The sequence below is a fragment of the Frankia sp. CeRuru1 genome (genome assembly GCF_977966315.1).
This window is the reverse complement of record NZ_CDWWEW010000006.1, coordinates 1-12,211: the sequence shown is the minus strand read 5'-3', so window position 1 is coordinate 12,211 and position 12,211 is coordinate 1. Positions and strand designations below refer to the sequence as shown.

Sequence of the window (12,211 nt, the reverse complement as noted above, 5' to 3'; positions counted from 1 at the left end):
GACCGGATACCTCAGGCCAGCCCGAGGTCGGCCTTGACGGCCGCGACCCGCCGGCCACGGCGGGCGAGGCAGGCCGGCGTGTGGTCGGCGCGAACCTGGTCGATGATCGCCGTGAGCCGCTCTCGGGCCTCCGGCACGCTCAGTTTAGGCGACACGGTCATGCACTCAACGTACATGCAGGGTATCTTCCTGTATGTGGACATCTCCGCCAGTCTGACCGATCTGGCCCGGGTAGATCAGCCGGCCGGGGCGTCTACTCGGGATCGTAGGCGAGGTTGGGGCGTAGCCAGCGCTCGACGTCGGAGATCTTCAGGCCCCGCCGTCGGGCGTAGTCTTCGACCTGGTCCCGGCCGATGCGCCCGACGGTGAAGTACCGCGATGACGGATGGGCGAAGATGAGACCGCTGACGGCGGCCGCGGGGGTCATCGCGAAGGACTCGGTCAGGCTCATCCCCACCCGCCCGGCGTCCAGCAGGTCGAACAGCGCCTGCTTCTCGCTGTGGTCGGGGCTCGCCGGGTAGCCGAAGGCGGGACGAATGCCGCGGAAGCGCTCGGCGTGCAGATCCTCCAGCGACGGCTTGGCGTCCGGCTCGAACCAGGCGCGTCGCGCCTCAAGGTGGACATACTCGGCGAACGCCTCGGCGAGCCGGTCGGCCAGGGCCTTCACCATGATCGCCCGGTAGTCGTCCTGCCGGGCCTCGAAGCCGGCCGCGAGCGTGTCGGCGCCGTGGACGGCCACGGCGAACCCGCCGATGTGGTCCCCGGCCGGAGCCAGGTAGTCGGCGAGGCTGCGGTTCGGCCGCCCCGCGGGCTTGGCCGTCTGCTGGCGCAGCATCGGCAGGCGCAGCCGCCCCGTGCCACCCGGACCCGACGTGCCACCTGGACCCGACGAGCCGTCGCTGTTCACCGTGCCGACGTCGATCAGATCGATCAGATCGATCAGGATGTCGTCGTCCTCCGCGACGGCGGGCCAGAAGCCGTAGGCCCCGCGGGCCTGAAGGCTACCGTCCGCGATGATCTGATCGAGCAGGACGTTCGCCTCGTCGTACAGCTCGCGGGCCACCGGCTGGTCCAGGATCGCCGGGAACTTGCCCTTCAGCTCCCAGGCAAGGAAGAAGAACTGCCAGTCGATCATCGCGCGCAGCGCGCTGAGGTCCGGGGTGACGACACGGACGCCGGTGAAGGCGGGGACGGGCAGGTCGTCGAACGTGACCTGCTCGCGGTTCGCCCGGGCCTGCGCGAGGGGGAGCAGCGGGCGCTGCTGGCGGTTCTCGTGCTGCTCACGCAGGAGCTTCTGCTCCGCCCGGTTACGCACGGCGAGCTCCCCGGCCCGGTCGGCGTCGAGCAGGTCCGAGACCACGCCGACGACGCGGGAGGCGTCCAGCACGTGGACGGTGGTGGCGTCGTAGGCGGGGGCGATGCGGACCGCGGTGTGCTGGCGCGAGGTGGTGGCGCCGCCGATCAGCAGGGGCAGCTTCAGCCCGCGGCGCTGCATCTCGGTGGCGACCGTGACCATCTCGTCCAGGGACGGAGTGATCAGGCCGGACAGGCCGATCGCATCGGCGCCCTCCGCCACCGCCGTGTCGAGGATGACCGTGGCGGGGACCATGACCCCCAGGTCGATGACCTCGTAGTTGTTGCAGCCGAGGACCACACCCACGATGTTCTTGCCGATGTCGTGCACGTCGCCCTTGACGGTCGCGAGCACCACCGTGCCGTTGCCACGGTTGCCACGGCCGGTGCCGGCGGTGTCGGTGCCGGCCAGCAGCGCCTGCTGCTTCTCGGCCTCCATGAACGGTTCCAGGTAGGCGACCGAGCGCTTCATCACCCGGGCGCTCTTGACCACCTGCGGCAGGAACATCTTCCCGGATCCGAAGAGATCACCGACGATCTTCATGCCGTCCATGAGCGGTCCCTCGATCACGTCGAGGGGGCGGGCCGCCCGCGCCCGGGCCTCCTCCGTGTCGGGCTCGATGAAGTCGACGATGCCGTGCACGAGCGCGTGCGCCAGGCGCTCCTCGACCGGCGCCTCGCGCCAGGACAGGTCCACCGTGCGCTTCGTGCCGCTCCCGCTCACGGTCTCGGCGAACGCGACGAGCCGGTCGGTGGCGTCGTCGCGCCGGTCGAAGAGCACGTCCTCGACGAGTTCGAGCAGGTCGGCGGGGATGTCCTGGTAGACGGCGAGCTGGCCGGCGTTGACGATGCCCATGTCGAGCCCGGCGCGCACGGCGTGGAGGAGGAACGCCGAGTGCATCGCCTCACGGACGATGTCGTTGCCGCGGAAGGAGAACGACAGGTTCGAGATGCCGCCGCTGGTCCGCGCCCCCGGGCAGCGCTGCTTGATCAGCGGCAACGCGTCGAGGAACGCCTTCGCGTAGCCGTTGTGCTCGGCGATGCCGGTGGCGACGGCGAGCACGTTTGGGTCGAACACGATGTCCTTGGCCGGGAAGCCGACCCGCTGGGTGAGCAGGTCGTAGGCGCGGGCGCAGATCGCCACCTTGCGTTCGGCGGTGTCGGCCTGGCCCCGCTCGTCGAAGGCCATCACGACCACGCCGGCGCCGTAGTCGCGGATGCGCCGGGCCTGCTCCAGGAAGGGCTCCTCACCCTCCTTGAGGCTGATCGAGTTGACGACGCCCTTGCCCTGCACGCAGCGCAGCCCGGCCTCCAGCACGCTCCACCGCGAGCTGTCGACCATGATGGGCAGGCGGGCCGCCTCCGGCTCGGTGGCGAGCAGGTTCAGGAACGTGGTCATCGCCCGCTCGCTGTCGAGCAGGTCGGCGTCCATGTTGACGTCGAGCAGGTTGGCCCCGCCGCGCACCTGCTCCAAGGCGACGTCCACGGCGGCCTGGTAGTCGTCGGCCTCGATCAGCCGCCGGAACCGCGCCGAACCGGTGACGTTGGTGCGCTCCCCGATCATGACGAAGCCGGTATCTTCGCCGATCTCGAACGGCTCCAGCCCGCTGAAGCGGGTGCGCGCCGGCGGGGCCGGAACCGGGCGCGGCGCCGCACCGCCGACGGCGGCGGCGATCCGCGCAATGTGCGCCGGCGTCGTCCCGCAGCAGCCGCCGACGATGTTGACCAGGCCCGCGGCGGCGAATTCGCCGATCAGCCGGCCGGCTTCGTCCGGGGTCTGGTCGTAGCCGCCGAAGGCGTTCGGCAGGCCGGCGTTGGGATGGCAGGCCGTGAACGTGTCGGCGAGCCGGGCGAGCTCGGCGACATGCGGGCGCATCTCCTTGGCGCCGAGCGAGCAGTTCACCCCGACGACCAGCGGATGCGCGTGGGCGATGGAGCTCCAGAACGCCTCGACGGTCTGCCCCGACAGCGTCCGCCCGGACAGGTCGACGATCGTCACCGAGATCCACAGCGGCAGCCGCGGGGCGACCTCGCGGGCGGCGGCGATCGCGGCCTTTGCGTTGAGCGTGTCGAAGATCGTCTCGATGAGCAGCAGGTCGACCCCGCCGTCCGCCAACGCCTGGATCTGCTCGGCGTAGGCGGCCCGGACCTCGTCGAAGGTCACCGCCCGGTACGCCGGATCCTCCACTCGCGGGGACAGCGAGAGCGTGACGTTCAATGGGCCGATCGAACCGGCGACGAACCGGCGCCCCCCGGTCTGCCGGGCGGCCTCGTCCGCGGCCTGGCGGGCCAGCCGCGCGCCCCGCAGGTTCATCTCCCGCACCAGCGACTGCAGCCCGTAGTCCGCCTGGCCGATGCTCGTCGCGGTGAACGTGTTCGTCGTGGTGATGTCCGCGCCGGCCGCGAGATACTGCCGGTGCACGTCGAGGATCACGTCCGGACGGGTCAGGTTCAGCAGGTCCGGGTCGCCGGCGACGTCCTTCGGGTGGTCGCGGAACCGCTCCGTGCGGTAGTCGGCCGGGGTGAGCCCGGCGTTCTGCAGCATCGTGCCCCAGGCCCCGTCGAGCACGACGACCCGCTGGGCCAGCAGCTCCCGGAGCTCCCGCTCGCTGGCCCCGACCGTGCTGGCCTCGATCGCGTCTGCCCCGGCCGTGCTGGCCTCGATCGCGCCGTCATGGACGGCCACCTCGTCGACGGACCCGGACCCTGCCATCAGAGCACCTCCCGGTTATGGGAGGCGCCCTTACGGAACGGTGCGGGCCGAGCGTGGCGGACCTGGGCCCGTTGCAGCGCCTCTCGACCTGTGAGTGACGATACCGTGCCATCGTGATCACTTCACGTCGGCTCGAGCGTTTCCTCGCCGTTGCTGCTGTCGCTTGAGAGTCGCACGCCACCCGGGCGGGACACCGGTCCGCGCCGCGCGTGAGCTCATCCGGACTTGGCGGAGGTGCCGGCATACAGCGCACGGATCTGGGCGTCGGTCGGATGGTGGCCCGTGCCCGGGAAACCGACCGTCCAACCGGCGACAAGCACCGCGCGGTCGATGGCACGGTCGGGATCGCCGGTGGCCAGCCAGTAGTGCAGGAACCCGGCGAACAGCGCATCACCCCCGCCGGTCGTGTCCACCACGCCCAGCGGTGCGACCGCCGCGACAGCGCGCACCGGCCGGTCCGCCACCGCCAGCAGGCAACCCCGCGTGCCCAGACCCACGACCACGATCCGTGCCGGTCCCCGGGCAAGCAACTGCCGGGCAAAGGCATCGGGGGGTACGGTGAGGTTCTCCGCCGAGCAGAACACGATCGACGCCCGGGTGAGCCCGTCCTGTGCATAGGCGTCGTCCTGCCCGACCAGGGACGCCAGTCGCACGTCGCTGCCCAGCGCGGCGAGCCCGCGGGCGACGTTGCAGCCGACCCCGGCGACTTCCAGGCGCAGCGACCGGTTCAGATAGCGCACCGGGATGTAGGCGAGGGGGAAACCATCGACCGGGATCGTCTGCTGGACGTTGACGACACCGGCAACCGCCACGGACAAGCCCATAGGCCCGCAGTGTCGCACCGCCGGGCTGAGTGTCGTGAGCATCGTGGGGCCATACCTGCGCGATCTGTGCACCGAGGAACAGCGGAAGCGCTGGCTGCCCGGGGTGGCTGCCGGCAAGGAGGTGTCCATCCGGGCGAGGGTGTCGGTGAGCGCGTCCGCGCGGCTGCGTTCCAGGTCCCCGTAGACCCGCGCCTTGATGGCGGCCAGGGACATCGGTGAGCAGGACCGCGCGATGTCGGTGGCGTAGCGCACCGCGTGGTCCAGTACGTCGCCATCCGTGATCATCTGGTTGACCAGCCCGAGCTCGGCCGCCTCGGCGGCACTGACGGCGTGGCCGGACAGCAGGAAGTCCGAGACCCGGGCGGTGCCCATGATCCGGGGAAGATGCCAGGACAGACCGTATTCGACGACCAGGCTGAGGCGGGAGAAGCCGGAGTTGACGGAGGCGGAGGCCGCGATGAACCGGACCTCCGGGTCGGCGTCCGCGGCACGCAGGGCCTGCGCGTAGGCGGTGGCCATCGGCAGGGTGAACGCGTTCATGACCTCGGGGCGGTTCAGGGTGACGACGGCGACCCCGTCCTCGACCCGGGTCAGAACGGGATCGGCAACGGAGGTCTGGATCGACTCCGTGCTGCTGCGCACCTTTCGCTCGGTTCCCTCGAGGTCGGCGGCGTGCCTGGCGTTCCTGGGCGCGCCCGGCGTGCCGCCGCGCCCGCCGCGCGGACTCCGCAGATCTCATGCCGATGTCGCGTCTTCGTAGCGAATCGTGAGTGATCGTGTGCGTGGACTGTTGGGCAAGAATCCTGGGCTCCCGGCCCTTCGAGTGGTCCCGGTGTCGTGTAGCATGACCTCCAGATCCGGACAGGGACCGTGACTGGCACCTGGAGGGCGACAACTGAAGATCGATCTAGAGCATGGTCCCGTGGTGAAGCCTGGAGTTCACGCCGCCCTGTCAAGGCGGAGGTCGCGGGTTCGAATCCCGTCGGGACCGCGTTCGTAGGGCTAACAGTGCGCTGTGGCTCATACGAGAGTCGCACTACCCGGGGCAGGTAGCTCAGTCGGTACGAGCGTCCGCCTGAAAAGCGGAAGGTCGGCGGTTCGACCCCGCCCCTGCCCACCACCTCTGATCAGGGGATTCGCCTCGCAACTCGGCTCCTAGCGGTCTCGTGAAGATCGTTATGTAGCAACGGGTGTAGCAACAGCCCCGCACGCTTGTGGGGTGTCAGAACTCGGCCACCGGCGTTGACCTGGGCTTTTAAGCGGCTCGTTCGTACTCGTTGATCAGACCGCCGAGGACGGACTGACGCTTGATCCGCTCCTTCGCCAGGTCCGCGACGGCGTGGTCGGGCCGTGGTGGTCGAAGGCCGCGGCCACGGTGGGGTCGTCGTCCGTTGTAGTGCCGTGCATACTCGGCCAGGACCACGCGCAGATGCCGCTCGCCGAAGATCAGCATGCGGTCGGTGACCTCGGTCCGAACCGTGCGGACGAATCGTTCCGCGTAGGCGTTCGCCTGGGGAGCCCGGGGTGGGATCTTGATCGCGGTGATGCCGGCGTCGGCGAGGACCGCGTCGAACGACGCGGTGAACTGTCCGGCGCGGTCGCGGACCAGGAACCGGAAGTCGGCCGCCCGGTCACCGAGGTCCATGAGAAGGTTCCGGGCTTGTTGGGTGGTCCACGGTCCGTCGGGGTGGACGGTGACTCCGAGGACGTGGACGGTGCGGGAGCCGACCTCGATGACGAAGAAGCAGGACAACCGCCGCAGCGTCACCGCGCAGTCCACGTGGAAGAAATCCACCGCCAGCATCGTCGACGCCTGCGTGCGCAGGAACTGCCGCCACGTCGTGTCGGTCTGCCGCCTGGGCGCCGGGGGCAGCCCCAGGGACGTCAGGACCCGGCGGATCGTGGACGCGCTCACCCGGTGGCCGAGTTTGAGGAGCTCGCCCTGGATCCGCTGGTAGCCCCACGTCGTGTTCTCGGTCGCGAACCGCTCGATGAGGGTGACGATCTCCGTGCTGATGGGTGGCCGTCCCGTCCGCCGCGGGTGGGTCCATGTCCGTGTGACCAGACGGCGGTGCCACCGCAGGACGGTGCCAGGAGTGACCAGCCGGTGGGCTCGCAGCGTCTTGGGGAGGAGCCTGATCAGTGCGGCGAGGACCGCCCGGTCTGCCCAGTCCCACCGGGGCTTGGGCTGGGTACGGCGCAGCACCGCGACCTCATGCCGCAACACCAGCAACTCGATGTTCTTGGACGCCGACGAACGACCGAGGAGAACCAACCAGCCACACACCCGCACGAAGATCAGATAGAGCAGGCGCACGGACATAGCTGACCATCATGCCGGCAGCCGCACCGTCGCATCACCCCAGCTCACGGACCCAGGCCGACTTCTGGCACCCCACAGCCACCCCGTCTCATGATCAACCTTCCAGGGGGTCACGTCGCCCGTTATCATCACTCGCGGCGCCCATCCTGTCGGACCCACGCCCAACGCGAGGGCTCAAAGATACCGATCTTAAAACAATCCCAAGCGGGGACTTTGGCAAGGTTGCTGATTCATCAAGCGTATGATCGATAGTAAACCTTGACGTGGCTACCGATCACCTTATTTGCATGACGCGCGGTAGTCCGCAGCAGGAACGGCACGGGGGTAGGGATGCGGAAGCGGCTATTCGCGGCGGTTCGGGCGAGCCTGGCTCGATTCGCCGATGCCCAAACGAACGAGGCGGCCAGCCTCCTGCGGCAAGGCATCAAAACCGGTGATGTCACCGCACTGGACGCGGCCGTGCGTCAATTTTGGCTGGCGGCGAGCGTCACTCCAACTGGCCACCCTGACTACGTGAAACACCTCGCAGACCTTGGTAGCGCCTTAGTCCCCCGGTTTGAGCGCACCGGAAACATGGCCGATCTGAATGCTGCGGTAGATGTCGGCCAGCAGGCGGTAGCGGCCAGCCGACCCGACGACCCCCACCGCGCCATGTACCTGTCCAACCTCGGGAATGCGCTGCGTTTTCGGTTTGAGCGCACCGGAAACATGGCCGATCTGAATGCTGCGGTAGATGTCGGCCAGCAGGCGGTAGCGGCCAGTCGACCCGATGACCCCCACCGCGCTGATTACCTGTCGAACCTTGGAGGCGCACTGCGTTTCCGGTTCGAGCGCACCGGCAAGTCAGCTGACCTGACCGCCGCAATAAATGTACTTGAACAAGCCGCCGAGGCTACGACGTCTAACTACCCGCACCGCGCCATGATACAGGCGAATCTCGGCTTCGCGCTGAGCATCCGGTACGGTCGCACCGGGGCGCTGGCCGACCTGGATGCTGCGGTGGAACAGTGCCGACAGGCGTTGGAGGCCACTTCGCCCGGAAAGTCTAACCGTGCCATGTTACTGTCAAATTTCGGTGTTATTTTGCAGCGCCGGTCTGAGCGCACCGGAGTTCTCGTCGATCTAAATACTGCGGTAGATGTCGGCCAGCAGGCGGTAGCGGCCAGTCCACCCGGAGATCCCAACCGCGCCATGTACCTTTGCACCCTCGGAAACGCACTGAACTTTCGGTTCGGGCGCACCCGGAACCTGCAAGACCTGGACGCGGCCGCGCGACTGTTCCAGGGAGCCGTCGAGGCCAGCTCACCCAGCCACCCCATCCGCACTGCGTGCCTGTCGAATCTCGGAGGCGCCCGGTTGACGCGCTTTCAGTACACCGGGAACTTAGCCGATCTGGATGTTGCGGTGGACACGTGCCGGCAGGTCGTGGCAGCCACCCCATCTGGTCATCCCAACCGAGTCGGACGCCTGTCGAACTTCAGTAACGCCATGGCCGCCCGGTTTGAGTACACCAGGGATTTGGCCGACGTGGATATTGCGGTGGATACTGGCCGACAAGCGGTCGATGCTTGCCCGGCGGATCATCCCGACCGCGCCCTGTGCCTGTTGAATCTCGGGATCGTTCTGCACTCCCGGTTCAGCCGTACCGGAGTGCTGGCCGACCTGGACGCCGCCGTGGATGCTGGCCGGCAGGCGGTCGAGCTAGAGGTTGCATCACCTCGGGTCCGGGTTACGGCGGCGCGAGGCTGGGGCTGGGTCGCAGCGGTGGAGGGGCAGTGGGAGCAGGCAGTTGCGGGGTTCACATCTGCGGTCGTTCTACTCGGGGAGCTCGTGCCCCGGGAGCTGTCCCGCCCGGATCAGGAGGAACTGCTCGCCGAGGTAAGTGGGCTGGGCGCCGACGGGGCGGTCTGTGCGGTCCGCGCCGGTGATCCGGCGCGCGCGGTCGAGCTATTCGAGCAGGGCCGGGGAATGTTGTTGGGTCGGGCCTTGGATACTCGCGCTGACCTGAGTGAGCTCCGGGAAAAGCATGCGGAGCTGTATGATCGGTTCGTCGCACTGGCCGCCGACCTTGACTCGCAGGAGACGGCCCGCTTCGGTGGCCTGTGGCAGGCAGGCGGCGAGATGAATGGCCGCTTGGAGGACACCGAATGGCTAGGTCGGCGTCGGCGAGCGGCACGCATGGAATTCGATCAGCTAGTCAAGAAGATTCAGCACCGCCCTGGTTTTGAAGATTTCCTGCGGCCCCTTACGCTGACGAAATTGACCCAAGCGGCGGTGAGTGGCCCAGTCGTGATAGTCGCAGTGTCCCAGTTCGGCTCGTACGCGCTGATCCTTACCGAGGCTGGCGTCGCCGAGCCGATCCCGCTGGCCGGGCTGAGCCCGGACGCAGTCGCCGAAGAAGTACACGAGTTCCTGACCGCCTTAGGCACGACCGCGTCACGGGATGCGAACCGGGACGATCGGGAGCAGGCGGAAGCTCGGCTATCGGGGACCTTGAGCTGGTTGTGGGACCGTCTCGCCGGACCGGTGCTAGACCACGTGGACAGACTCGGCTTGCTCTCCGCCTCGGGCCTGACCGGCGGCGAGCTGCCTCGGATGTGGTGGTGCCTGTCTGGGCCGCTGTCGTTCCTGCCGGTGCACGCCGCCGGCCGGCACGAGACCCGGTTCGACCCGCAACCCTGCACGGTCATCGACCGGGCAGTGTCGTCATACATCCCGACGCTGCGGGCACTGGTCCACGCCCGCCGCGCCCCCAGCAGTCGGAGAACGCCGCGGCCTGCGGGAAAGGTGGCGGCGGTTGCGATGCCCAGCACACCCGGGGTGTCCGACCTTCCCGGCGCGGAATCCGAACTCAACGTGCTGCATCGTCATTTGACCGGTCGAGTCGGCTCGCTTGTAGGCCCAGAAGCTCGGTGGGACACGGTGCACGCTGCACTGCGCGAGGCGACATGGGCCCACTTCGCCTGCCATGGCTACAGTGACGTGGCCGCGCCGTCGACCAGCCGCCTTCTACTGTACGACCATCGGGAGCGGCCGTTCACCGTGGTCGATGTCGCCCAGCTCCGCCTCGACCATGCCGAGCTGGCGTACCTGTCGGCCTGCTCCACGGCCCGCCCCGGCGGCGCTCTCGCCGACGAAGCGATCCACCTGGCGTCAGCGTTTCAGCTCGCCGGCTACCGGCACGTCATCGGCACCCTGTGGCCAATCGACGACGACACGGCGATCGGTCTCGCCGACGAGGTCTACGCCGCGCTGACAGGCTCCGGCCCGGTCGAACCCGCCGTCGCCCTGCACACCGCGACCCGGAGGCTGCGCAACCTGCATCTGGCCGAACCGTCGCTGTGGGCGTCTTACATCCACAGCGGAATCTGAAACCACCTAACCACTCTGGAGAAGCGTGATCTCTCCGGAACCACATCTACAGAGGAGAACGCCACTCCATGGATGACGCCATCGGCGTCTTGGCCGCCGCCCGTGCGATCCGCCCCCTGCTGACGCGCTTGATCGGCCCCAACGCCGCAACGGACCTCGCCCGCTGCATCGACGAGCTGCTTGCCGACCCCGACCCCACCGTCGCCGCGACTAAGCTGCGGACGGAGCTCGGCGCGCACCCCGACACCGCCTGGTTCCTGCAACGCGTCCTTGCCGACGCACCTCACTACCGCCCGCCCAACCTAGTCCGCACCCGCACGCAGCCCGGCGGTGACCCCGACAACGTCGACGCCGGACCGACAAACAGGGAACGTCGTGGTTCGGATCTTCTCTTGGGTGGCCTCGGGCCTGTCGACGCTGAGCGCTACCGATGCCCCACGCAGGGCTGCCAGTTCGACTGGGAACGCTACGACGGCCAGGAAACACCCCCAGACTGCTGCCCGCGCCACCAGATCCCCCTGATCAGGGCCTGACAAGCGGTGCTCGGCGCATTCTGGGAAGCCATCGGCGGCAAGCTCGCCGACCGGTGGGCTGCCGTAGCCGCCCCCGCGCTGATCTTCTGGCTCGGCGGGCTCGCTGCCTGGACCCACCACCGCGGCGGCCTGCACACTCTCGACGACCAGACCCGCTGGCTTGACCAGCAGGCCACCGTCACCCAGGTCGCCGTGCTCCTGACCGCCCTCGTCGTGGTCGCTGCCAGCGGCGTCGCGGTCGCCAGGCTAACTCGCCCGGCGCTCCGCCTCCTCGAAGGCTACTGGCCCGGATGGACCGGATCCCTGGCCAACCGGCTCGCCTACCGCGCCGCCGACCGCGCGGACAAGGAACGCACCGCCCTCCACCAAGCTCGCGCCCGGCTGCGCACCCAGCCCACTCCCTCCGACCGTGCCACCGTCGCGCGCCTCGAACGCCGCCGTCACCGCCGACCCGTCGCCCGCGCTGACTACCTACCCACCCCGCTCGGCAACCTGCTACGCGCCGCCGAAACCCGGCCTGCCCACCGCTACGGCCTCGACACCGTCATCGTCTGGCCCCGACTCTGGCTCGTCCTGCCCGACAGCACCCGCCACGAACTCCTCGCCGCTCGCGCCAGCCTCGACACCGCCGTCGCCACCAGCCTGTGGGCCCTGCTGTTCTGCGCCTTCACCCCCCTAGCCTGGCCCGCCTTACCCGTTGGTCTCACCATCGCCGCCGCCACGATCACCTTCGCCGTACCAGCCCGCGCCCAGACCTTCGGCGACCTCATCGAAGCCGCCTACGACATCCACCGCATCGCCCTCTACCAGCACCTCCGCCTACCCATACCAACCAGCCCTCAGGAAGAACCCGCCGCCGGCCGAGCACTCACCACCCTGCTCTGGCGCGGCACCCACGACCCGAACCTCACCTACACCCCACCATCCGGACCCGAGCCCTGATCCACACGGGCACGCTCTCAACGCAGACCAGACCGCTACAGCTCCGACTTCCATTCCCGTCGACTCCTCAACAGCTGCCCGACCTGATGGACAGCCGGACGGGCGGCTGTTGAGGACCGGGCGATTCCTACCCGCCAGTCGCTCACCCTTC

The 12,211-nt window shown here is 68.7% G+C and carries 8 protein-coding genes and 2 tRNA genes; 5 read left to right on the top strand and 5 right to left on the bottom strand.

What is annotated here, in order from left to right:
- Nucleotides 1-11 precede the first annotated feature (11 nt).
- The 3 genes from AC08OP_RS01085 to AC08OP_RS01075 form a co-directional block, all read right to left on the bottom strand.
- Nucleotides 12-161, bottom strand: coding sequence for a type II toxin-antitoxin system prevent-host-death family antitoxin (locus AC08OP_RS01085; protein ID WP_462187942.1), 150 nt, complete (start codon nt 159-161; stop codon nt 12-14).
- A gap of 92 nt (nt 162-253) precedes the next feature.
- Complete coding sequence (gene metH / locus AC08OP_RS01080) at nt 254-4,066, bottom strand: methionine synthase (protein WP_476612481.1); 3,813 nt, start codon at nt 4,064-4,066, stop codon at nt 254-256.
- Nucleotides 4,067-4,281: 215 nt separating this feature from the next.
- Nucleotides 4,282-5,532 carry a PfkB family carbohydrate kinase gene (locus AC08OP_RS01075; RefSeq protein WP_476612480.1) on the bottom strand — a complete coding sequence of 417 codons (1,251 nt, stop codon included), beginning with the start codon at nt 5,530-5,532 and terminating at the stop codon, nt 4,282-4,284.
- Between the two features lie 274 nt (nt 5,533-5,806).
- Between AC08OP_RS01075 and AC08OP_RS01070 the strand changes: the two genes are divergently transcribed.
- A tRNA-Asp gene (locus AC08OP_RS01070) sits at nt 5,807-5,881 on the top strand.
- Between the two features lie 52 nt (nt 5,882-5,933).
- A tRNA-Phe gene (locus AC08OP_RS01065) sits at nt 5,934-6,010 on the top strand.
- A gap of 135 nt (nt 6,011-6,145) precedes the next feature.
- Here AC08OP_RS01065 and AC08OP_RS01060 read toward each other — a convergent pair.
- Both AC08OP_RS01060 and AC08OP_RS01055 read right to left on the bottom strand, forming a co-directional pair.
- Complete coding sequence (locus tag AC08OP_RS01060) at nt 6,146-7,213, bottom strand: integrase core domain-containing protein (protein WP_476612479.1); 1,068 nt, start codon at nt 7,211-7,213, stop codon at nt 6,146-6,148.
- Nucleotides 7,214-7,756: 543 nt separating this feature from the next.
- A complete protein-coding gene (locus tag AC08OP_RS01055) occupies nt 7,757-7,993 on the bottom strand; it encodes a hypothetical protein (RefSeq protein ID WP_476612478.1) in 237 nt (78 codons plus the stop codon).
- Nucleotides 7,994-8,752: 759 nt separating this feature from the next.
- Here AC08OP_RS01055 and AC08OP_RS01050 point away from each other — a divergent pair.
- From AC08OP_RS01050 to AC08OP_RS01040, 3 genes are all read left to right on the top strand, one after another.
- Nucleotides 8,753-10,585 (top strand): CHAT domain-containing protein, encoded by a 1,833-nt coding sequence (locus tag AC08OP_RS01050; RefSeq protein WP_476612477.1) that lies wholly within the window; start codon nt 8,753-8,755, stop codon nt 10,583-10,585.
- Nucleotides 10,586-10,653: 68 nt separating this feature from the next.
- A complete protein-coding gene (locus AC08OP_RS01045; protein ID WP_476612476.1) occupies nt 10,654-11,118 on the top strand; it encodes a hypothetical protein in 465 nt (154 codons plus the stop codon).
- A 6-nt stretch (nt 11,119-11,124) separates the two neighbouring features.
- Nucleotides 11,125-12,060, top strand: a complete 936-nt coding sequence (locus tag AC08OP_RS01040) for a hypothetical protein (RefSeq protein WP_476612475.1) — start codon at nt 11,125-11,127, stop codon at nt 12,058-12,060.
- Nucleotides 12,061-12,211 lie beyond the last annotated feature (151 nt).